This is a genomic window from Sphingobium sufflavum, from assembly GCF_021403115.1.
In the GTDB taxonomy this organism is placed as follows: domain Bacteria; phylum Pseudomonadota; class Alphaproteobacteria; order Sphingomonadales; family Sphingomonadaceae; genus Sphingobium; species Sphingobium sufflavum.
Window position 1 is genome coordinate 87,767 of the sequence record NZ_JAJSSH010000009.1, and the last position, 20,989, is coordinate 108,755.

Genomic DNA, 20,989 nt, shown 5'->3' on the forward strand with positions numbered 1-20,989 from the left:
CAAGATGACCAACCAAATGATAGTTTTCGCAACCCTGCTGGGGACGACCATGGCCACGCCTGTGCTGGCGGCAGGGGCAGCGGGAGAGGCGGGGCTGGACAGCGCCGCCGCCACCGACATCGTCGTCACCGCCAGCCGCATCCCACTGGAACCGCGGCAGGTCGGCAGCGCGCTGACAATCGTTACGGGTAAGGAATTAAAGCGGGCACAAACCCTGTTCATCAAGGATGCGTTGCAGGATCTGGCCGGCGTCCAGATCACCAGCGACCGGCCCGGCGACCAGGTGAATGTCAGCATCCGCGGGTCCGACAACAACCAGGTGCTGTGGATGATCGACGGCGTCCGCATGGGCGACCCCAGCCTGATCAGCACCGAATTCCAGTCCGACAACATGATTACCGCCGACATCGGCCGGGTCGAGGTGCTGCGCGGCAACCAGAGTTCGCTTTATGGTTCGGACGCGATCGGCGGCGTCATCAACATCGTCACCCAACGCGCGACCGAGGACGGCATCCGCCTGAGCGCGGAAGCGGAGGGCGGCTCCTATGGCACGGTCAGTGGCGGCGCGTCGATCCTGGGCAAGAGCGGCCCGCTGGACTTTCGCCTGACCGCCACCGGATACTCCCATGACGGCCCGTCCGCCGCCGACCCGCTGACCGCCCCCGCAGGCGCGGCGACCGAGCAGGACCGCTACTGGCGCTATGGCCTGAGCGGCCGGGTCGGGCTGGCGCTGACCGATACGCTGAGCGTACAGGCGCTGGGATTCTGGCAGAAGGCCCGCACCGATTTCGACAATGACAGCGATTTCGACAATATCCCCGACGACACCAACGACGTGGCGCGCAAGCGGGAATATGCGGTCGCGGTGAAGGCCGACTATCTGAGCCTCGACAAGCGGCTGCGCGCCGACGCCACGATCAGCCGCTTTGCCACCAACCGCCTCTATTTCGGGCCGTTCAACGATCCGTCGGTCGGCGATGTGTTCAAGGGCACGAAGGACGCCGCCAATGTCAATGTCGGCTATGACGGCGGCATCTGGAGCGTCGCGCTGGGCGGCAGCCTGGAACGGGAGAAGACCGACCAGACCACTTTCTTTTCCGGTACCTTCGCCCAGCGGATCGACACCAAGGCGATCTATGGCGAGGTGGCGCTGCACCCGGTCGAGAACCTGACCCTGACCGGCGCGGCGCGGGTGGACGACAACAGCCGCTTTGGCACGTTCGACACCTATCGCGGTACCATCGCCTATGTCGTGCCCGGCATCGGGGGGGCGGACAGCGTGAAGTTCCGCGCCAGCTATGGCAGCGGAGCCAAGGCGCCGGGCCTGTACCAGTTGTTCGACCCCAGCTTCGGCAACCCCAACCTCAAGGCGCAGACCAGCGAGGGCGGCGATGCGGGCGTGGACATCCTCTTCGACCGTTTCACCGCGCAGATCAGCTATTTCTTCAACCGGACGAAGAACAAGATCGGCTTTGAGGATCTGGGCGGCTTCAACTTCAAATATGCCCAGTTCGACCGGGCGCGGGAGCAGGGCGTGGAAGTCGCCTTTACCCTGAAGCCGGTGGACGGGGTGGAGGTGAACCAGAGCTTCACCTATCTGGACGCGAAGAAAAGCGACAATGGCGGCCTGTTCGTGGACATCGGTCGTCCCCGCCATTCGGGCAGCACCGCCGTCACCTGGACGCCGGTCGAACCGCTGACCCTGACCGCCCGCGCGCGCTATCGCAGCCGTAACGCGAACAGCTTTGGCGGCGTCACCGCACCCTATGCCGTGGTGGACCTGCTGGCGGCTTACAGGGTAAATGACCGGATCGAGCTGTATGGCCGCATCGTCAATCTGCTGGACAAGCCCTATCAGATGACGTTCGGCACCAATGCGCTGGACCGTGCGGCCTATGGCGGCGTGCGGGTCCGTTACTGATTGATGCGCGAGGGGCGCCACCGCGGCGCCCCTTTGCCCCTGTTTGCCCCGAAAGGATGACTATGGTCGAGCGCACCGACGAACAACATGCCGACAAGATGAAGAAGATGCAGGCCGCGAAGCATAGCAACATCGCGTCCAAGACCCATGAGAAGGGCCTGCTGATCGTCCACACCGGCACCGGCAAGGGCAAGACCACCGCCGCGCTGGGCATGGTGGTGCGCGCCATCGGCCATGGCATGAAGGTGGGCGTGGTCCAGTTCGTAAAGGGCGCGATGACCACGGGCGAGAAGGTCGTGTTCGACGCCTTTCCCGCACAGGTCGAATTCAAGCCAATGGGCGAGGGCTTCACCTGGGACACGCAGGACCGCGCCCGCGACATCGCGGTCGCGCGGGAGGCGTGGGACGAGGTGAAGCGCATGATCGCCGACCCCGCCTATCATATGGTGCTGGCCGACGAGCTGAACATCGTGCTGCGCTACGACTATCTGCCGCTGGACGAGGTGCTGGAGGTGCTGCGCGCCAAGCCGGAGGACAAGCATGTCATCGTCACCGGCCGCAACGCCAAGGAGGAGCTGGTGGAACTGGCCGATCTGGCGACGGAGATGACGCTGTTGAAGCATCCGTTCCGGTCCGGGGTGAAGGCGCAGGCGGGGATCGAGTTCTGAGCGCGGAGCGCGCCCCCGATCCGGCCCCTGAGCCGGCCGGCGATCCGGCCCCGCTTGCGGCCCCGGCTGCGGCGGAGGCCCGTTTCGATGCGGGCTTTCGCGAGACGCTGGACGCGCTGATCGGCTGGCGGCGCGACGTGCGGCGCTTTCGCCGCGACCCGTTGCCGGACGGCGCGCTGGAGGAACTGTTGCAACTGGCGCAGCAGGCTCCGTCGGTCGGCAATTCGCAACCATGGCGGTTTGTCCGGGTGCGGTCGGACCATCTGCGCACCGACCTTGCCAATCATGTCGATGTGCAGGTCATCAGCGCGGGCGAACGGATCGCCGACGCGACCAAGCGGGCCGCCTATGCCGCGCTGAAACTGCATGGCCTGCGCGAGGCGCCGGAGATTGTCGCGGTCTTCTGCGACGAGGAGACACAGGCCGGGACCGGGCTGGGCGCGACGACCATGCCGGAGGCGCGCCGTTACTCGGTGGTGCTGGCCATCCACACCCTCTGGCTGGCCGCGCGGGCGCGGGGCATGGCGCTGGGATGGGTGTCGATCGTCGATCCGGCCCATGTGAAGGCGCTGCTGGCGGTGCCGGACGGCTGGCGGCTGGTCGCGCTGCTGTGCATCGGCTGGCCGGAGGCGAATAGCAGCGTGCCGGAACTGGAGAGGCTGGGCTGGCAGAAGCGGATCGACTGGAGGCAGAATGTCAGCGAGCGTTGAGGGGGGGGGCGCTGTCCTGCCTCCTGCCCGGTCCCCTGTCCGCCGCCGCCCGGCTCGGCTGTGCGCGCGCCTGCTGCGCCCCGACCTGCCGCACCAGTTGCTGCGCTGCCTGCACATAGGCGGGGCCGCCGCACACGGTCCAGGCCTGCGGGATGGTGATGCGCTTCATGCCCGCCAGCGCGGGATGGTGCAGCATCTCCGTCCCCTGATCGGTGACGCGCTGCGTCGCGCTTTCCATGATGAGATAGTCGGGACGGGCCGCGACCATCTCCTCCAGCGGCACTTGCGCCATCACCGGCTTGTGGAGCCGGGCGGCGAGGTTGACGAGGCCGACGCGGTTCATCAGCTCGTCCACCAGCGTGCCGGTGCCGGTCATATAGCCGCGCCGCTGATAATAGGCCGCGACCTGTCCGGGGGCTATCCTCGGCAGGGCGGCAAGGTCGCGGTCCATGCGCGCGATCATCGCCTCGCCCCGTGCCGGATGGCCGACGGCGACGGCGACGGCGCGGATGGATGCGCGGATCGCGTCATAGCTTTCCGCCTGCGGCACATCGACGGCGCGGAAATTCTGCTTCGACAGCACGGCGAGCGCGGGGTTGCGCCGGGCGGGCATGCCGACGACGAGGTCGGGGTCGAGCGCCAGTATCTCCTCCGCCGAACTGCCCATGATGCGCAGGCCCCGCGCCTTTGCCGCCTCCGCCGACATGTCGGCGTTGTCGGCGTTGCGGGTGAGGCCGGCGATCTGCGCGCGGTCGGCCAGCGCCAGCACGAGCTGGTCGGTGCACAGGTTGAGCGAGACGATCCGGCGCGGCCGCGCCTCCGCCGGGACCGCGAGCATCGCCGCCACAGGACAGGCCATTATGGCAATCGGGCGGAGGAGGGTGCGGGCCATGGTCATGCCCCGTTCCATAACGCCGCAACCCCGCGATACAAGGTGCGCGGCGATGGCCGGGAGGGTGCACGCCATGGCGCATGAACCATCGGGGGGCGTCGCCCCGCCGCAGCCCGGCCAGTCCTACACCGTCGAAGCCCACTCCGCCCAGTCGCACTCCGACCCGTCCCGCTCCCTAGAGTCCCGGCCCGTCGCGCCCGACCCTGCCCCGCCCCATTGTCTTACGCCCGGCCCCGTCCTGCGGCGTCGCCATCCCTTGCTGATGCCCGTGCTGCTCCTGCTGGTCGGGGCCGCCGCGCTGGCGTCGCTGGGGCTGGGCGCGGTGATGCTGTCGCCCCTGCGGCTGCTGGCCGCGCTGGCCGACGGGCCGCAGGGACAGGCGGACCGGATCGCGAGCGTCATCCTGTTCGAACTGCGCCTGCCGCGCGCGCTGCTGGGCCTGCTGATCGGCGCGATGCTGGGCCTCGCGGGGGCGGTGTTGCAGGGCTATCTGCGCAACCCGCTGGCGGAGCCGTCCGTGCTGGGCGCGTCCAACTCGGCAGCGCTGGGCGCGGTCGCGGCGCTCTATTTCGGGCTGGCGGAATGGCATGCGGCGATGCTGCCGCTGATGGCCATCGCGGCGGGCATGGGCGCGCTGCTGCTGCTGTTCGCCCTGTCGGGCCGGTCGGAAAGCCCGCTGGGCCTGATCCTGGCGGGCATTGCCGTCTCCACGCTGGCGGGCGCGGGGATCAGCCTGGCGCTCAACCTCTCTTCCAACCCCTTTGCGGCGATGGAGATCATGAACTGGCTGCTCGGCTCCATCGAGAACCGGTCGAGCGAGCATGTGCTGATCGCCCTGCCCTGCATCATCGTCGGCGCGGGGCTGCTGCTGCTCGACGGGCGGGCGCTGGACGCGCTGTCGCTGGGCGAGGATGGCGCGCGGTCGCTGGGCGTGGACCTGACGCGCACGCGCACCCGGCTGTTGTTCGGCCTCGCCATCGGGGTGGGCGGCGCGGTGGCGGTGTCCGGCTCCATCGGCTTCGTCGGGCTGATCGTGCCGCACCTGATCCGGCCGCTGACCGACCGCGCGCCGTCCTCCATCCTGCTACCCTCGGCCCTGGGCGGGGCCGCGCTGCTGACCCTGTCGGACGTGATGGTGCGGCTGGTCCCCACGCGGGTCGAACTGAAGCTGGGCGTGGTCACGGCCTTCCTCGGCGTGCCCGTCTTCCTGTTCCACCTGCTGCGGGAGCGACGGCTATGGTGACGGTGCGGGTCGATCACGTGTCCGTCCGGCTGGGGCGGCGATGGGTGCTGGAAGATGTCGGCATGACCCTCTCCGCCGGTAGCCTCGTCGGGATCGTCGGTCCCAATGGCGCGGGCAAGTCCACGCTGGTCCGGGCGATGCTGGGGCTGGCGAGGCCCGATGGCGGCGCGGTGCATATCGACGGGCGGGCCGTGGCGACCATGCCGCCGCGCGACCTGGCGCGGGCCATCGCCTATCTGCCGCAGGGGCAGACGCTGCACTGGCCGCTGAGCGTGGAGCGGCTGGTGGCGCTGGGCCGCCTGCCCCATCTGGCGCCGCTGTCGCGGATCGGGGAAGCGGATCGCGCCATCGTGGCCGCCGCCATGGCGCGGGCGGACGTCGCCCATCTGGCGCAGCGCATCGCCACGGAATTGTCCGGCGGGGAGCGGGCGCGGGTGCTGCTGGCCCGCGCGCTGGCGGTGGGCGCGGCGGGACTGGTGGCGGACGAACCGCTCGCCTCGCTCGACCCCGGCCACCAGATCGACGTGATGACCCTGTTGCGGCGCGAGGCGACGGCGGGCGGGCTGGTCGTCGCGGTGCTGCACGACCTGACCATGGCCGCGCGCTATTGCGACCGGCTGATCCTGATCGACCGGGGGCGGCTGGTGGCGGACGGCACCCCTGCACAGGTGCTGACACCCGACCGGCTGCGCGCCGTCTATGGCATCAGCGCGCTGGTGGAGACCGGCGGCCCCGCACCGATGATCGTACCGCTGGACCGTATCGAGAACCGAGGAACTGCCCCATGCTGAAACCCGTCGCCACCGGCCCGGCGGTCGTCGCCTGCAACACCTGCCGCCTGTCCGCCGACGCGCGCGAGGATGGCGAGGGGGTGCGCGGCGGCGCGCGACTGGCGGAGGCGCTGCGCACCGTCAAGGCGTCGGACGCGCGCTATGACGGGGTGGCGGTGCAGGAAATGGCCTGCCTCTTCGCCTGCACCGACCATTGCACCATCCACCTGCGCGCACCGGGCAAGGTCAGCTATGTGCTGGGCCGCTTCGCCCCCGACGAGGAGGCGGCGCGCGCGATATTGGACTATGCCGTCCATTATGCGGACAGCGAACAGGGCCGCGTGCCCTTCAAGCAATGGCCGCAGGGCGTGAAAGGGCATTTCATCACCCGCTCCCCGCCGGTGGATTTCGTGGCGGAGTGAGGGGGTTGGGGTGGACGGCGGGCGTTGCCGTCGTCCTCTTGGTCCATGTTGCCATCGTCATTGCGATCATAGCGAAGCAATGACGAATGTGGGTGGGGAGCCGACTGTGTGGATATAAAAGAGAACATGGCGAAGCAGACGTTGCGCGTGGTCCGTAGGGCGCGCACATTACGAAAATGCGCGGGTTACGGATTCTTAGTAGATTAGTTAACATGTGCGGATTCGCCGCATTAGCGGCGATAACGGCCTGTGATTCCGAGGGCGAACAGCAATCTACTAAGACGCTATCGCCTGCGAGGACTGTTACGAAATCAACCCCGCCTCAGTATATCGGGATGACTGAGGCCGATATTCTTCGATCGGTTGTGGGTTGTCTCGAAGATCCTCCATATCCAATGGATGGGGGGCCAACATGTTTGCGGCGTGATGGAAGCTGGATCACTTATAACGGTTGGGGCGATCAGCGCGGCGTCTTTTGGATCACTGGCAACCAAGTGATAATGGAGAACCGCCCTTGGAACCAAAAACCCGCCCCGCAGAGGAGGATTAGCTTTTTTCGAAACCGCGAGGGTGCGAGGTTCGTCCGTTCAGAGCAAGTCGGTGAGCCTGACCAGCTAAGGCCTGTCAAACCCTATCCTGAAGCTGACTATCTTCGGATGTATGCCCATCAATGAATGGCGGGTTTGGGAAGAGCCATAAGGGTCATTGAATGACGACGTTGGGTCGCTTACCGCCACCCCCGCACCATCCCAACCCAAACCGCTACACCTCAACGGAAGCGCGACAGCCTCCCCGCTCCGCCCATGACTCCCCCGTTATGCTCTTTCCCGGCGCGCGCGCGTTCTCTACCGTCGGACCATGATGAAGATCGCAAGCTATAATATCCACAAGGCGGTCGGCACCGACCGGCGGCGCAGCCCCGAACGGATCATCGAGGTGCTGAACGAGATCGATGCCGATGTGATCGCGCTTCAGGAGGCGGACATGCGCTTTGGCCAGCGCCACGCCGTGCTGCCCGACTGGCTGCTGGAGGCGCGCAGCCCCTATCGGCGGGTGCCGCTGGCCATCCAGTCGGGCAGCATGGGCTGGCATGGCAATGCGATACTGGTGCGCGAGGGGGTGGAGGTGACCGGCCATGACGTGCTGCACCTGCCCTGCCTGGAACCGCGCGGCGCGGTCAATGCGGCGGTGTCGGCCAATGGCGTGGCGCTGCGCCTGTTCGGCATGCACCTCGACCTGTCGGGCCTGTGGCGGCGGCGGCAGGCGGCGGCACTGCTGCATCAGGTGGAGGTCGCCAACAGCCATGGCGCGCCGCTGCCCACCGTCTTGGTCGGCGACACCAATGAATGGACGCAGAATGGCGGATGCCTGCGCGACTTTGCGCGGCAGTTCACCATATTGTCCTGCGGGCGCAGTTTTCACGCGCGGCGGCCGGTCGCGAGCCTGGACCGCATCATGTACAGCGCGGGCCTGACCCTGAACGAGGCGGGGGTGCATAGCTCCCCCCTCGCCCGGCGCGCGTCGGATCATTTGCCGGTGTGGGCGGTTCTGGAGGCTGGATGACGGCGGCCCTTCGCCGCCCCGTGCCGAGAGAGAGATTGTGTATGCGCCCCTTCGCCTGCCTGACCCTGCTGCCCGTCCTCGCCCTCCTTATCCCGGTCGCCGCGCAGGCCCAGACGCGGTTCGAGGGCGCGGGGGAGGAGGTCGCGCTGGATTGCAACGGGGGGACCATCCATGTCGCGGGGGCCAGCAACCGGCTGACCATCGGCGGGGCGTGCACCGAATTGCAGGTGGAGGGCGCGAACAACCAGATCCGCATCGACCTGGCCGCCCGGTCCGGCATCAGCGTGCAGGGCGCGGGCAATGTCATCCGGTGGACCGCACCCGGCTCCGCGAAGCCGAAACTGGCGATCAGCGGCGCGGGCAACCGCCTGTCCCGCGCGCGCTAGGCGGGCGCGGCATCCAGTCCGAACGCCTGCGAATGGCTGGAGCGTGATGATTGTGCCTTGAATCGCCCTTGCGAGCGGAGCGAACCGAAGGCGGGCGAAGTCCAAAGGACGGCGCCATGGATTGCTTCGCTGCGCTCGCAAGGACGAGGGGGGCGCGCAATGATCTGGCCCGCGACTCGCTTCGAAACTCGTGGGAACCTGCCTTTTCGGCACCCATCTTCTGGAGGACGGCCTGTCCTGTCCAGGAAGCCGCCCGGCGCGCCGGTCACTCCGGGTCCTGAAACCGCTCCGCCGTCGTGATCCCCTCCATCGCACGGCTGAGGTCGGCGTGGAAATCGGCGAGGCGGCCGAGCCGGTCGGCGGCCTTGCCGGACGCCACCGCATCCTTGCGCCGGGCGATCAGGCTGGACATCTGGCTGAGCAACGTCACCTGCTTGATGAGCGGCGTGCCGGGATGCGCGCCCACCACATAGAGCACGCGCTTCGTCCCCCGTTCCCCCAGCCGCCGGACATTGCCATAGGATTCCAGCATACGCGCGGCGGTGGAGACATGGCTCTTGCTCACCTCCAGCTCCGCCACGATCTCGTCCAGCGACACCGGCTCCTCCTTGAGTTGCAGATAGCCATAGAGGCGAGCCGCCGTGATCGGCATACCCCATGGCACCAGCAGGACGGCCAGCTCCTCGATGAAGTGGCGCTGCGCCGGGGTGAGGGTGGAGGCATCGGCGGCCTTATCATTTGACATATTCGGCATTTACCGAATATACATTACGACAACGGGCGAATCAAGCGATGTTATGCAGGACGAAGCCCCGTCAAAAAGCCCCGATGAACCCTGTGGAAGGATGACCCGATGACCACGCTTTCCGACACCGACACATTGGCCGCGCCGTCGGTGCTGCCCGACGCCCTGCTCTACATCGACGGCGTGCTGCGCGGTGCGGAGGGTGGCAAGACCTTCGACAATATCGGCCCATGGACCGGCGAAGTCGTGGGCAAGGCGGCCGACGCCTCCCCCGCCGACGTGGAGGAAGCGATCGTGGCCGCGCGCCGCGCCTTCGACACCACCGACTGGTCCACCAACCATGAAAAGCGGTTCGCGCTGGTCAAGAAACTGCATGAGCTGTTTGTGGCCAATCAGGACCGGCTGGCCGAGATCGTCCGGCATGAGGCGGGCGCGGCGCTGGTCGCGGTCCACCGCGCGCAGCTCGCCCAGTGCCTCAACAGCTGGCGCGACCTGATGGACGTCTATCCGCAGCTGGAGTTCGAGAAGGATTTCGGCCCGCGCGAAACCTATGGCTTCACCACCCATCGCCGCGCCTATTATGAGGCGGCGGGCGTCGTGGGCGCGATCACGCCGTGGAACTTCCCGCTGTACATCAATGCGGAGAAGGTCGTCTCCGCATTGCTGACCGGCTGCACCGTCATCCTGAAGCCCGCGCCGGACACGCCGTTGGCCGCGTCCATCTTTGGCGAACTGGCGGCGGAGGCGGGCTTCCCCGCCGGCGTCATCAACGTCATCACCAGCAGCGACCCGGCGATGGCGGGCGAGGCGCTGGTCACGGACCCGCGCGTCGACCTCATCACCTTCACCGGCTCCACCGCCATCGGCAAGCATATCCAGCGGCAGGGTGCGGAGACGATGAAGCGCGTCTTCCTGGAACTGGGCGGCAAGTCGGCCGCGATCATCCTGGAGGATACGGAGAATTTCGCGCAGGTCGTCGCCCAGTCGATCCTGGTCTTCCACGCCGGGCAGGGTTGCGCCGTCACGTCCCGCCTGCTGGTGCCGCGCAGCCGGTACGAGGAGTCGAAGGCGATCCTGAAGGCCAGCTATGACGCCTTCTCCACCAAATGGGGCCATTTCGACGATCCCGCCTGCCCCATGGGTCCGGTGGTGTCGAAGAAGCAGCGCGACCGGGTGAAAGCCTATGTCGACCTGGGCGTGGAGGAAGGCGCGACCCTGTTGTCGGGCGGCAATATCCGCACCGACCTGGGCACCGGCTGGTTCATCGAGCCGACCTGCTTCGTCGACGTGACCAACGACATGCGGATCGCGCAGGAGGAAATCTTTGGCCCCGTGCTGGTCGTGATCCCGTTCGAGGATGACGAGGACGCGATCCGCATCGCCAACGACAGCGTCTATGGCCTGTCCGGCGTCGTGACCTCCGGCAATCTGGACCGCGCCATCGCGGTGGCCAAGCGCATCCGCACCGGCACGATCAGCGTCAACGGCGGCGTGCCGATCAACGGCGACCTGCCCTTTGGCGGGTACAAGCAAAGCGGCGTCGGACGCGCCTGGGGCGTCGAGGGATTGCAGGATTATCTGGAGACGAAGGTGATCGGCTGGCGCGACTGACGCGGGCGGAGAGGGAGAGATCGGGGGGTCGGGGATCATGGGTTCCCGGCCCCTTTTTGTTGGGCGGTGGGGGGATGTATCCGTCCGTCAGACCGGACCTGATCCCTTGGAACATGTAGCACCCTCCCGTTCGTCCTGAGTTTGTCGACCCGAAGGGCGGGCGAACGGTGTTTCCATCCTCCATGCGCAAGGGGGATAAGCGTCGACCCGATCCGGGGTGACGGTCACGACAGGCGTGTATCGCCTGTCCCCACCCCCTCCCCGCCAATCGCCACTGGCGCCCCGGCCCAACCTCTGCCATCCCTCTGTCCATGCGGGAGAAGGAACTTCGGCTGGCGCTGGTCTGCTATGGCGGGGTCAGCCTGGCCGTGTACATGCACGGCATCACCAAGGAAGTGTGGCACCTTGCCCGCGCCAGCCGCGCCTTTCACGCGGGCGAGGCGGTGGCGGGGGGCAGCGCGGCCATCTATCGCCAGTTGCTGGACGACGCGCTGTGCGAGACGGGCACGCGGCTGCGCGTCATGCCGGACATATTGGCGGGCGCCAGCGCGGGCGGGATCAACGCCATCTTCCTCGCCCATGCGCTGGAGACGGGCCAGTCGCTGGAACCGCTGACCGCGCTGTGGCTGGAGCGGGCCGATGCCGATGTGCTGCTGGACCCGGATGCGCGGCCGATCAGCCGCTTCACCAAATTCTGGGTCGCGCCCCTGCTCTGGCTGCTCGCCCGGCGGCGCGGCGACACGGTGGAGCGCACGGTCGCGCCCGAAACGCGCGAGGAAGTGCGCCGCAAGCTGTCCAACTTCGTGCGCGCGCGCTGGTTCGCGCCGCCGTTCGGGGGCAAGGGCTTTTGCCGGGTGCTGCTCGACGCCTTCGACGCGATGGCCGCCGCGCCCGCCGGGCCGCCGCTGCTGCCCGATAGCCACCCGCTCGACCTGTTCGTCACCGCGACCGATTTCATGGGGCATGAGGAGACGCTACGCCTCAACAGCCCGCGCGCCATTGCGGAGACGGAGCATCGGCTCGCGATCAGCTTTGCGGTGCGCGGCGACCGGCCCCGCAGGCTGGCGGACGCCACCGAACTGGCCTTTGCCGCGCGGGCGACGGCCAGCTTCCCCGGCGCCTTTCCCCCCTTCACCCCGCGCGAGCTGGACGAGGTGCTGGCCGAGCGCGGGCAGACGTGGCCGGGGCGCAGCGCCTTCCTCGCCCGCATCCTGCCGCGCCAGTGGATGCGCGGCACGGCGGACGACGCGCCGATCATCGACGGGTCGGTGCTGGCCAACGCCCCCTTTGCACAGGCGATCCCGGCGCTGCGCAACCGCCCCGCCCGGCGGGAGGTGGACCGGCGCTTCGTCTATATCGAGCCGACTCCGCATATGTCGCTGCTGGGCGGGGCGCGGCCCCGGCAGCGGGACGAAGGGAGCGCAACCGGCACCCCCGGCTTTTTCCGCACCATCTTCGGTGCGATGAGCAATATCCCGCGCGAACAGCCGATCCGCGACGACCTCGACCAGATCGCCCTGCGGTCGGAGCGCATCCGCCGTATGCAGCGGGTCGTGGACGCGATGCGCCCGACCATCGACACCACAATCGAACAGACCATCGGCCAGCCGCTGTTCGCGGACCGCCCCACCCCCGCGCGGCTCGCCAGCTGGCGCGGCAAGGCGCATCGCAAGGCGGCGCGCGCGTCCGGCTTCGCCTATGTGAGCTACGCCCAGTTGAAGCTGTCGGGGATCGTGTACGACCTCGCCGGATTGCTGGGGGAACTGGCCGGAGACACGCCCGCCGGGCATGAAACGCCGCCGGGGGCGCTGGACGGCGATGCGGTGCGGGCCGCGCTGTGGCAGCATATCCGCATCAGCGGGGCGGACATCATGCCCGCCAATGGATCGGCGGGGCGCAACGATGCCGCCCTGCTGTTCCTGCGCGCGCACGACACCGCCTTTCGCATCCGGCGGCTGCGCTTCCTGACGCGGCGGCTGGCGGAGACGGAGGAAGGCGAGGCCATCCCGCCCGGCGAGGAGACCGAGGCGGAGGGGGCGCGCATGGCGATGCGGGCGATGATCTATGAGGCCATCGACCTGTATGCCGCGCGGGAGGCCCCGGATATTTTCGACGCGGGCGCACGGGCGGCGGCGGCGCGGGTGCTGAACGCGCCGGGCGTGGCGCTCTCCACGCTGGCGGAGGCGCGCGGGCTGGCCGCGCTGGACGCACAGGTGGAGGTGCGCCTGTCCGACACGCTCTCCGCGCTGATGGTGTCGGACCGGCGGCGGCTGCTGAAGGCCTATCTGGGCTTTCCCTTCTACGACATCGCCACCCTGCCCATGTTGCAGGGCGAGGGGCTGGACGAATATGACCCGATCAAGGTGGATCGCATCTCCCCCGACGATGCGGTGGCGATCCGCACCGGCGGGGCGCTGGCGACGTTGAAGGGGATAGAGTTCAACAGTTTTGGCGCGTTTTTCAGCCGCTCCTATCGCGAGAATGACTATCTGTGGGGGCGGCTGCACGGCGCCGACCGGCTGGTCGACATCATCCTGTCCGCCGTGCCGCCGGGCAGTGCCATCGACGTGGCGGGCGTGAAGCGGGCGCTGTTCAACGCCATACTGGACGAGGAAGAGGAGCGGCTGCCGGGCCAGACGGCGCTGATCGCCAGCCTGCGAACCGAACTGGCGGGGGGAAAGCCATGACGGATGCGGCACGATGCGGCTGGGCGCAGGGCGACGCGCTGATGGCCGACTATCACGACCGGGAATGGGGCGTGCCGGTGCGCGATTCCCGGATGCTGTGGGAAATGCTGATGCTGGAGTGGTTTCAGGCGGGCCTGTCGTGGCGCACGATCCTGTATCGGCGCGAGGGATTCCGCGCGGCCTTCGCGAACTTCGATCCGGAGGTGGTCGCGGCCTTTGGCGAGGCGGATGTCGAGCGGCTGATGGGCGATCCCGGCATCATCCGGGCGCGGGCCAAGATCGTTGCGACCATCGGCAACGCCCGTGCCTATCTGGCGATGCGCGACGCGGGGGAGGATTTCGCGGCCTATGCCTGGGGCTTTGTGGGCGGCACGCCGATCCGGGGCGACGGGATGACGGTGCCCGCGAAGACGGCCCTGTCGGAGCATATCTCCAAAGACCTCAAGAAACGGGGGTATAAGTTCGTCGGGCCGGTCATCACCTATGCGTGGATGGAGGCGGTGGGACTGGTGAACGACCATCTGGCCGACTGTTTCCGGCGGGATGCGGTCTGACGGGATGCCGTGCGCTAGCGCTGGCCCAAGGGGGCGGCGATGGGCGACACCACTTTTTGCCGCTTAGGGCAGGAAGAGAATGTGGTCGTGCGCGGGCCTGCCGCCGGTGGTGCTGCATCCGTTGTCTTGGAACGAGCCCCCCGTTCGGGCTGAGCTTGTCGAAGGGCTGCCCTTCACTTTTGCAGCCACATTGAAGGGACGAGGGCAGTCTTTCGACAAGCTCAGCCCGAACGGGATATGCCGATCAAGTCGGGGGACGGAATGTCCGGAGTGACAGGGGGCTTGCGGAGCGACAGGGGAGCGTGCCGGGCCGATTGTCCGGCCCGGCGGTCCCCTCCCGTCATCCCGCCGCAAAGACGGGATGACGGCGCAGAATGACCGCCGTCCGTCCTACTGGAACAGATCCTTGATCTTGCTGAAGAATCCCTCGCTCTGCGGACATTCCTCCCCGGTTTCGGTGGAGCGGAATTCCTCCAGCAATTCCTTCTGCCGCGCGGACAATTTGGTCGGCGTTTCCACATCGACCTGAATCACCAGGTCGCCCCGGCCCCGGCTGTTGAGGACCGGCATACCTGACCCGCGCTGGCGCAATTGCCGCCCGGACTGGATGCCCGCCGGGATGGTGATCTTCGTGCGCTGGCCGTCGATGCCCGGCACCTCGATGCTGCCGCCCAGCGCCGCCGTGGTGAAGCTGACCGGCACGCGCGCGAACAGGTTGGTGCCCTCCCGCTCGAAAATCGCATGGCGGCTGACGTGCAGGAAAATGTACAGGTCGCCCGCAGGCGCCCCGCGCGCGCCCGCCTCGCCCTCACCCGACAGGCGGATGCGGGTGCCCTCGTCCACGCCGGGCGGAATGTCGACCTTGAGCGCCTTGGCCTTGTCCACCCGGCCCTCGCCGCGGCAGGCGCGGCACGGCGATGTGATCTTCTGGCCCGCGCCATGGCAGGCGGGGCAGACCCGCTCCACCACGAAAAAGCCCTGCTGCGCGCGCACCTTGCCATGGCCGTTGCAGGTCGTGCAGGTCTCGACGCCGGTGCCCGGCTCCGCGCCCGTGCCCACGCACGGCTCGCACGCGGCGGACACCTCGACATTGATCGTTTCCGACTTGCCGTGGAACGCCTCGTCCAGCGTGATTTCCAGATCGTAGCGCAGGTCCGCGCCGCGCCGCTGCTGCTGACGCCCGCCACCCTGACCGCCGAAACCGCCGCCGCCAAAGATCGTCTCAAAAATATCGCCGATGTCGGAGAAACCGCCGCCGCCAAAGCCGGCGCCCGGCCCGCCGCCCGCGCCGCTGGCCGCATTGACGAACGCCTCATGACCATACCGGTCATAGGCCGCGCGCTTTTGCGGATCCTTGAGGACGTCATAGGCCTCATTCAACAGCTTGAAGCGATTCTCGCTGTCCTGACATCCCGGATTCTTGTCCGGGTGATATTTCATCGCCAGCTTGCGATAGGCGCTCTTGAGCACCGTGCCGTCCGCATCCCGCGAGACTTCCAGCCGCTCGTAAAAATTGACTTCTGCGCTGCTCATGCCACCCCAGCCCGGCTACAGATAAGAAGGCGCCCGCGCCGCCTGTGAAGGAGCGCGGGCGCCATGGCCGTCATCAGGCCTTGTTGTTCTCGTCGACTTCGGAGAATTCCGCGTCGACGACATCGTCATCCTTGGCCGCCGCCGCAGGGCCTTCCGAACCCGGAGACGCCGCATTGGCCTGCTCCTTTTCGTAAATGGCCTGACCCAGCTTCATCGCCACGGTGGCCAGTTCCTGCGCCTTTTCCTTCATCGCTTCGGGATCGCCACCCTCGACCGCCGACTTGGCGGCGGCGACAGCGGTTTCGATCTCACCCTTGAGCGATGCGTCCACCTTGTCGCCATGCTCTTCGAGCTGGCGCTCGGTCGTGTGGATCAGGCTCTCGGCGTTGTTCTTCGCCTCGGCACCCTCGCGACGCTTCTTGTCTTCCTCGGCGAAACGCTCGGCATCCTTGACCATCTGGTCGATGTCGGCGTCGGACAGACCACCAGAAGCCTGGATTTTGATCTGCTGCTCCTTGCCGGTGCCCTTGTCCTTGGCCGACACGTTGACCAGACCGTTGGCGTCGATGTCGAACGTCACCTCGATCTGCGGGACGCCGCGGGGGGCAGGCGGGATGCCGACGAGGTCGAACTGACCCAGCAGCTTGTTGTCCGCCGCCATTTCGCGCTCACCCTGGAAGACGCGGATCGTCACCGCCTGCTGATTGTCGTCAGCGGTGGAATAGACCTGCGACTTCTTCGCGGGGATGGTGGTGTTGCGGTCGATCATGCGCGTGAACACGCCGCCCAGCGTCTCGATGCCGAGGCTCAGCGGGGTCACGTCGAGCAGCAGCACGTCCTTGACGTCGCCCTGAAGCACGCCCGCCTGAATGGCGGCGCCCATGGCCACGACTTCGTCCGGGTTGACGCCGGTGTGCGGCTCCTTGCCGAAGAAGTCCTTCACGGCCTCGCGCACCTTGGGCATGCGGGTCATGCCGCCGACGAGGACAACTTCGCTGATCTCGGCAGCGGTGACGCCCGCGTCCTGAATCGCCTTGCGGCAGGGCTCCAGCGTGCGCTTGATGAGATCCGCGACGAGGCGCTCAAGGTCCGAACGGCTGATCTGCTTCACCAGATGCTTCGGCCCGTTGGCGTCGGCGGTGATGAAGGGCAGGTTGACCTCGGTCGTCTGCGCCGAAGACAGCTCGATCTTCGCCTTCTCGGCCGCTTCCTTCAGACGCTGGAGAGCCAGCTTGTCCTTGGTGAGGTCGATGCCTTCCTGCTTCTTGAACTCTTCCGCGAGGAATTCGACGACCTTCGAGTCGAAGTCTTCGCCGCCCAGGAAGGTGTCGCCGTTGGTGGACTTCACCTCGAACACGCCATCGCCGATTTCGAGGATGGAGATATCGAAGGTGCCGCCGCCAAGGTCATAAACGGCGATGGTCTTGCCGTCCTGCTTGTCCAGACCATAGGCCAGAGCGGCCGCCGTCGGCTCGTTGATGATGCGCAGCACTTCGAGGCCCGCGATCTGGCCGGCGTCCTTGGTTGCCTGACGCTGGGCGTCGTTGAAATAGGCGGGAACGGTGATGACCGCCTGCGTCACCGTCTCGCCCAGATAGGCTTCGGCGGTTTCCTTCATCTTCTGGAGCGTGAAGGCGCTGATCTGCGACGGCGAATAATCCTTGCCGCCGGCCTGGACCCATGCGTCGCCGTTCGGTCCCTTGGAAATGTCGTAGGGGACGAGTTCCATGTCCTTCTTGGTCAACGGATCGTCGAAGCGGCGGCCGATCAGGCGCTTGACCGCGAAGATGGTGTTGTCGCCGTTGGTGACGGCCTGACGCTTTGCAGGCTGGCCGACCAGACGCTCGCCGTCCTTGGCGAAAGCGACGATGGAGGGAGTCGTGCGCGCACCCTCCGCATTTTCGATGACCTTGGGCTTGCCGCCATCCATCACCGCGACGCAGCTGTTGGTCGTTCCCAGATCGATACCGATAACTTTTGCCATTATGCCCTCTTCAAACCCCAAAAATGTTTCAGCGGTTTGCGGGCCCCACCCCGCATATAGCCGAGGCCGACCCGCTTCGAACGCCGATATAGGGGGGCTTTCGCCGGGAACAAGCCGGGTTTCGACTCAAGCGTGCACAGACGCCGTCCCAATGTGACAAGCGGGTGGCATTTGGACGCGTCCCAAACTAGATAGCGGGCCAAGCCGACTCGCGCCATTTGCTACACAGGGCGCGGGCATATTCACTGTCTCCAGAGATAAGAGGGACCCGATGCGTATCGCCATCGCTTCCGATCATGCCGCCGTGGCATTGAAGGCCGACCTTGCCACATGGCTGCGCGAGCAGGGCCATGCTGTGGACGATCTGGGACCGGACACCACCGACAGCGTCGACTATCCCGACTATGGCTACAAACTGGCCGCCGCCATCGCGGAAGGCCGCGCGGACAAGGGTGTTGCGCTGTGCGGATCGGGCATCGGCATTTCCATCGCGGTCAACCGCAACCCGGCCTGCCGCGCCGCGCTCGTCTCCGAACCGCTGTCCGCCGCCCTGTCGCGCGAGCATAATGACGCCAATGTCGTCGCGCTGGGCGCACGGCTGGTCGGGCCGGACATGGCCAAGGCCATCCTCACCGCTTTCCTCGCCACCGAATTCGGTGGCGACCGCCATGCCCGCCGCGTGGGCAAGCTTTCCAATCCTCCCGTTAGCGCCTGAAAGGACCGACGATCATGGCCACCACCGCCACCCAGACGACGCAGAGCGGCTTCTTCTCCGCCGACCTCGCTACCGCCGATCCCGAAGTCGCGGACGCCATCGCCCGTGAACTGAAGCGCCAGCAGAACAAGATCGAGCTGATCGCGTCCGAGAATATCGTGTCGAAGGCCGTGCTGGAGGCCGCCGGTTCGATCTTCACCAACAAATATGCCGAGGGCTATCCGGGCAAGCGTTACTATGGCGGCTGCGAATATGCCGATGTGGTCGAGACTCTGGCGATCGAGCGCGCCAAGGCGCTGTTCGGCTGCGATTTCGCGAACGTGCAGCCCAATTCGGGCAGCCAGATGAATCAGGCTGTGTTCCTCGCCCTGCTCCAGCCCGGCGACACGTTCATGGGCCTCGACCTCAATTCGGGCGGGCATCTGACGCACGGATCGCCGGTCAACATGTCGGGCAAGTGGTTCAAGCCGGTCGCCTATGGCGTGCGCGCCGACGACCATCTGATCGACATGGACGTGGTCGCGCAGATCGCGCGCGAGAACAAGCCCAAGCTCATCATCGCGGGCGGCACCGCCTACAGCCGCATCTGGGACTTCAAACGGTTCCGCGAGATCGCAGATGAAGTCGGCGCCTATCTGATGGTCGATATGTCGCACTTCGGCGGCCTGGTCGCTGGCGGCGCGCACCCCACGCCCTTCCCGCACGCCCATGTCGCGACGACCACCACGCACAAGACGCTGCGCGGTCCCCGTTCCGGCATCATCCTGACCAATGACGAGGCGATCGCCAAGAAGATCAACTCGGCGGTGTTCCCCGGCATGCAGGGTGGCCCGCTGATGCACATCGTCGCGGCCAAGGCGGTCGCCTTTGCCGAGGCGCTGCGCCCTGAGTTCAAGGCCTATGCCCATCAGGTCGTCGCCAACGCCCGCGCCCTCGCCGCCGCGCTGGCCGACACCGGCCTCAACATCGTGTCGGGCGGTACCGACAACCATTTGATGCTGGTCGACCTGACGCCCAAGGACGCCACCGGCAAGGCGGCGGAAAAGGCGCTGGATCGCGCCTGGCTGACCTGCAACAAGAATGGCATCCCGTTCGACACCCGTTCGCCCTTCGTGACGTCGGGCATCCGCCTCGGCACGCCCGCGGGCACGACGCGCGGTTTCGGTGAAGCGGAATTCCGCGAGATCGCCGGGCTGATCGCCGAGGTGGTCGAGGGCATCAAGCGCAACGGCGAAGAGGGCGATGGCCAGGTCGAGGCGCATGTCCGGGACAAGGTCGCCGCGCTGACCGAACGCTTCCCGATTTACTGAACATGACACTCCGGGGCCGCTACACCGGCCCCGGCAGTCCGGAGAGTTTTGCCAAATGCGCTGCCCCTTCTGTGGCCATGATAACAGCCAGGTGAAGGACAGCCGTCCAACCGAGGACAATGCCGCCATCCGCCGCCGTCGCCAGTGCGAAGGCTGCGCGGGCCGCTTCACCACCTTCGAACGCATCCAGTTGCGCGAGATCATGGTGGTGAAGTCGGAGGGCAAGTCCGAGCCGTTCGACCGGGAAAAGCTGGAACGGTCCATCACCCTGGCCTGCCGCAAGCGCGCCATCGACGCGGTGCGGATCGACCGGCTGGTGTCCGGCATCCAGCGCCAGATCGAGACATCGGGCGAAGGCGACGTACTGACCCGGCATATCGGCGAACTGGCGATGGAGGGGCTGAAGGCGCTCGACAGCGTGGCCTATATCCGCTTCGCCAGCGTCTATAAGGATTTCACCGACGCGCGCGATTTCGAGGAATTCGCAGGCTCCATCCGGGAGGTCAGCGGAGAATGAGTGCGACCCTGAACACGAACCCGGCGTCCCTGCCCCCCGTCATCGTGCTGGTGCGTCCCCAACTGGGCGAGAATATCGGCAAGGCGGCGCGCGCCATGCTCAATTTCGGGCTGGTCGAGATGCGGCTGGTCACACCGCGCGACGGCTGGCCCAACCCGGATGCCGGCCCTGCCGCCGCCGGGGCCGACGTGGTGCTGGAGAAGGCCACCGTCTTCCCCACCCTCGCCGATGCGGTGGCCGACTGCGCCCATGTCTATGCCACCACCGTGCGCAAGCGCGGCGTCACCAAGCCGGTCGTCACGCCGGAGGAGGCTGCGCGCGAAATCCATGGCCAGACGGGGCGCAGCGCCTATGTGTTCGGGCCGGAACGGTCGGGGCTGGAGACGGAGGATGTCGCCCTCGCCCGCAGCATCGTAACCGTGCCGATCAACCCCGAATTCGGCTCGCTGAACCTGGCGCAGGCGGTGATCCTGTGCGCCTATGAATGGTCGAAGGGGGTCAGCCTCGCCCAGCCGCCGCGCACCGAACTGCACGAACCCGCCCCGCAGGAGGAACTGGAGGGGATGATCGCGCAACTGGACGAGATGCTGGTCGCCACCGGCTATTTCTTCCCCCCCGACCGCGCGACCGCCACCCGGCTGACATTGCGTAACGTGCTGACCAAGCCGGCGTGGAACAGCCTGGAGGTACGGACCCTGCGCGGCGTGCTGTCCACGCTGGACAAGCCGCGGCGGCGGTCGGAGAAGGCCGGGAAATAG

Annotated in this window: 18 protein-coding genes and 1 pseudogene; 15 read left to right on the plus strand and 4 right to left on the minus strand. The window is 67.1% G+C overall.

The features are described 5' to 3' along the window. The first annotated feature begins 16 nt into the window (after positions 1-16). From LWE61_RS13845 to bluB, 3 genes and pseudogenes are all read left to right on the plus strand, one after another. Positions 17-1,921, plus strand: a complete 1,905-nt coding sequence (locus tag LWE61_RS13845; RefSeq protein ID WP_234151127.1) for a TonB-dependent receptor plug domain-containing protein — start codon at positions 17-19, stop codon at positions 1,919-1,921. A gap of 62 nt (positions 1,922-1,983) precedes the next feature. Continuing rightward, on the plus strand, positions 1,984-2,589 hold the full coding sequence (gene cobO, locus LWE61_RS13850; protein ID WP_234151128.1) for a cob(I)yrinic acid a,c-diamide adenosyltransferase: 606 nt from the start codon (positions 1,984-1,986) through the stop codon (positions 2,587-2,589). Positions 2,590-2,672: 83 nt separating this feature from the next. After that, a pseudogene (bluB, locus tag LWE61_RS13855) lies at positions 2,673-3,299 on the plus strand (5,6-dimethylbenzimidazole synthase); the annotation flags it as partial. On the opposite strand, the gene LWE61_RS13860 reads toward bluB, so the two are convergent. Continuing rightward, positions 3,286-4,197, minus strand: coding sequence for an ABC transporter substrate-binding protein (locus LWE61_RS13860; protein WP_407696235.1), 912 nt, complete (start codon positions 4,195-4,197; stop codon positions 3,286-3,288). The pseudogene bluB and the gene LWE61_RS13860 overlap by 14 nt on opposite strands. Positions 4,198-4,453: 256 nt before the next feature. Between LWE61_RS13860 and LWE61_RS13865 the strand changes: the two genes are divergently transcribed. The 5 genes from LWE61_RS13865 to LWE61_RS13885 all read left to right on the plus strand — a co-directional run bounded on the left by LWE61_RS13865 (position 4,454) and on the right by LWE61_RS13885 (position 8,575). Continuing rightward, a complete protein-coding gene (locus tag LWE61_RS13865; RefSeq protein WP_234151357.1) occupies positions 4,454-5,434 on the plus strand; it encodes a FecCD family ABC transporter permease in 981 nt (326 codons plus the stop codon). Further along, on the plus strand, positions 5,428-6,225 hold the full coding sequence (locus tag LWE61_RS13870; protein ID WP_234151131.1) for an ABC transporter ATP-binding protein: 798 nt from the start codon (positions 5,428-5,430) through the stop codon (positions 6,223-6,225). Before LWE61_RS13865 ends, LWE61_RS13870 begins: the two co-directional genes overlap by 7 nt. Further along, the gene (locus LWE61_RS13875) at positions 6,219-6,626 is read left to right on the plus strand and encodes a DUF1636 domain-containing protein (protein ID WP_234151132.1); all 408 of its coding nucleotides are present in this window, start codon (positions 6,219-6,221) and stop codon (positions 6,624-6,626) included. The genes LWE61_RS13870 and LWE61_RS13875 overlap by 7 nt, the downstream gene beginning before the upstream one ends. A gap of 858 nt (positions 6,627-7,484) precedes the next feature. After that, entirely contained in the window at positions 7,485-8,189 is a 705-nt protein-coding gene (locus tag LWE61_RS13880; protein ID WP_234151133.1) for an endonuclease/exonuclease/phosphatase family protein, read from the plus strand. Positions 8,190-8,230: 41 nt separating this feature from the next. Further along, positions 8,231-8,575, plus strand: coding sequence for a DUF3060 domain-containing protein (locus LWE61_RS13885; RefSeq protein WP_234151135.1), 345 nt, complete (start codon positions 8,231-8,233; stop codon positions 8,573-8,575). Positions 8,576-8,840: 265 nt separating this feature from the next. Here LWE61_RS13885 and LWE61_RS13890 read toward each other — a convergent pair whose 3' ends face one another. After that, positions 8,841-9,320, minus strand: a complete 480-nt coding sequence (locus LWE61_RS13890; protein ID WP_234151136.1) for a GbsR/MarR family transcriptional regulator — start codon at positions 9,318-9,320, stop codon at positions 8,841-8,843. A 108-nt stretch (positions 9,321-9,428) separates the two neighbouring features. Here LWE61_RS13890 and LWE61_RS13895 point away from each other — a divergent pair, with 108 nt between their 5' ends. The 3 genes from LWE61_RS13895 (at position 9,429) to LWE61_RS13905 (ending at position 14,172) form a co-directional block, all read left to right on the plus strand. Further along, the gene (locus tag LWE61_RS13895; protein WP_234151138.1) at positions 9,429-10,931 is read left to right on the plus strand and encodes an aldehyde dehydrogenase family protein; all 1,503 of its coding nucleotides are present in this window, start codon (positions 9,429-9,431) and stop codon (positions 10,929-10,931) included. A gap of 311 nt (positions 10,932-11,242) precedes the next feature. Continuing rightward, positions 11,243-13,618: a patatin-like protein gene (locus tag LWE61_RS13900; protein WP_234151154.1), complete on the plus strand. Its 2,376-nt coding sequence runs from the start codon at positions 11,243-11,245 to the stop codon at positions 13,616-13,618. Beyond that, positions 13,615-14,172, plus strand: a complete 558-nt coding sequence (locus LWE61_RS13905; RefSeq protein ID WP_234151156.1) for a DNA-3-methyladenine glycosylase I — start codon at positions 13,615-13,617, stop codon at positions 14,170-14,172. The genes LWE61_RS13900 and LWE61_RS13905 overlap by 4 nt, the downstream gene beginning before the upstream one ends. A gap of 390 nt (positions 14,173-14,562) precedes the next feature. Here the strand turns inward: LWE61_RS13905 and dnaJ are convergent, their stop codons facing one another. Beyond that, positions 14,563-15,705 carry a molecular chaperone DnaJ gene (gene dnaJ, locus LWE61_RS13910; RefSeq protein ID WP_234151157.1) on the minus strand — a complete coding sequence of 381 codons (1,143 nt, stop codon included), beginning with the start codon at positions 15,703-15,705 and terminating at the stop codon, positions 14,563-14,565. A 73-nt stretch (positions 15,706-15,778) separates the two neighbouring features. Then, complete coding sequence (gene dnaK, locus LWE61_RS13915) at positions 15,779-17,689, minus strand: molecular chaperone DnaK (RefSeq protein ID WP_234151163.1); 1,911 nt, start codon at positions 17,687-17,689, stop codon at positions 15,779-15,781. A 271-nt stretch (positions 17,690-17,960) separates the two neighbouring features. On the opposite strand from dnaK, the gene rpiB reads away from it, so the two are divergent. Genes rpiB through LWE61_RS13935 form a run of 4 tightly spaced genes read left to right on the plus strand, consistent with a single transcriptional unit; the run spans position 17,961 to position 20,989 of the window. Continuing rightward, the gene (gene rpiB, locus LWE61_RS13920) at positions 17,961-18,404 is read left to right on the plus strand and encodes a ribose 5-phosphate isomerase B (RefSeq protein WP_234151164.1); all 444 of its coding nucleotides are present in this window, start codon (positions 17,961-17,963) and stop codon (positions 18,402-18,404) included. A gap of 14 nt (positions 18,405-18,418) precedes the next feature. Further along, positions 18,419-19,714 carry a serine hydroxymethyltransferase gene (gene glyA / locus LWE61_RS13925; protein WP_234151166.1) on the plus strand — a complete coding sequence of 432 codons (1,296 nt, stop codon included), beginning with the start codon at positions 18,419-18,421 and terminating at the stop codon, positions 19,712-19,714. A gap of 55 nt (positions 19,715-19,769) precedes the next feature. Continuing rightward, entirely contained in the window at positions 19,770-20,231 is a 462-nt protein-coding gene (nrdR, locus tag LWE61_RS13930; protein WP_234151167.1) for a transcriptional regulator NrdR, read from the plus strand. Then, entirely contained in the window at positions 20,228-20,989 is a 762-nt protein-coding gene (locus tag LWE61_RS13935) for an RNA methyltransferase (protein WP_234151169.1), read from the plus strand. The genes nrdR and LWE61_RS13935 overlap by 4 nt, the downstream gene beginning before the upstream one ends.

Excerpts from the sequence above, each read along its gene's own strand:
- cobO (WP_234151128.1), top strand. The coding sequence starts at position 1,984 with ATGGTCGAGCGCACCGACGAACAACATGCCGACAAGATGAAGAAGATG.
- LWE61_RS13895 (WP_234151138.1), top strand. The coding sequence starts at position 9,429 with ATGACCACGCTTTCCGACACCGACACATTGGCCGCGCCGTCGGTGCTG.
- LWE61_RS13870 (WP_234151131.1), top strand. The coding sequence starts at position 5,428 with ATGGTGACGGTGCGGGTCGATCACGTGTCCGTCCGGCTGGGGCGGCGA.
- rpiB (WP_234151164.1), top strand. The coding sequence starts at position 17,961 with ATGCGTATCGCCATCGCTTCCGATCATGCCGCCGTGGCATTGAAGGCC.
- dnaJ (WP_234151157.1), bottom strand. The coding sequence starts at position 15,705 with ATGAGCAGCGCAGAAGTCAATTTTTACGAGCGGCTGGAAGTCTCGCGG.
- LWE61_RS13875 (WP_234151132.1), top strand. The coding sequence starts at position 6,219 with ATGCTGAAACCCGTCGCCACCGGCCCGGCGGTCGTCGCCTGCAACACC.
- LWE61_RS13935 (WP_234151169.1), top strand. The coding sequence starts at position 20,228 with ATGAGTGCGACCCTGAACACGAACCCGGCGTCCCTGCCCCCCGTCATC.
- LWE61_RS13845 (WP_234151127.1), top strand. The coding sequence starts at position 17 with ATGATAGTTTTCGCAACCCTGCTGGGGACGACCATGGCCACGCCTGTG.
- LWE61_RS13905 (WP_234151156.1), top strand. The coding sequence starts at position 13,615 with ATGACGGATGCGGCACGATGCGGCTGGGCGCAGGGCGACGCGCTGATG.
- nrdR (WP_234151167.1), top strand. The coding sequence starts at position 19,770 with ATGCGCTGCCCCTTCTGTGGCCATGATAACAGCCAGGTGAAGGACAGC.
- dnaK (WP_234151163.1), bottom strand. The coding sequence starts at position 17,689 with ATGGCAAAAGTTATCGGTATCGATCTGGGAACGACCAACAGCTGCGTC.
- LWE61_RS13860 (WP_407696235.1), bottom strand. The coding sequence starts at position 4,197 with ATGACCATGGCCCGCACCCTCCTCCGCCCGATTGCCATAATGGCCTGT.
- LWE61_RS13880 (WP_234151133.1), top strand. The coding sequence starts at position 7,485 with ATGATGAAGATCGCAAGCTATAATATCCACAAGGCGGTCGGCACCGAC.
- glyA (WP_234151166.1), top strand. The coding sequence starts at position 18,419 with ATGGCCACCACCGCCACCCAGACGACGCAGAGCGGCTTCTTCTCCGCC.
- LWE61_RS13885 (WP_234151135.1), top strand. The coding sequence starts at position 8,231 with ATGCGCCCCTTCGCCTGCCTGACCCTGCTGCCCGTCCTCGCCCTCCTT.
- LWE61_RS13900 (WP_234151154.1), top strand. The coding sequence starts at position 11,243 with ATGCGGGAGAAGGAACTTCGGCTGGCGCTGGTCTGCTATGGCGGGGTC.
- LWE61_RS13865 (WP_234151357.1), top strand. The coding sequence starts at position 4,454 with ATGCCCGTGCTGCTCCTGCTGGTCGGGGCCGCCGCGCTGGCGTCGCTG.
- LWE61_RS13890 (WP_234151136.1), bottom strand. The coding sequence starts at position 9,320 with ATGTCAAATGATAAGGCCGCCGATGCCTCCACCCTCACCCCGGCGCAG.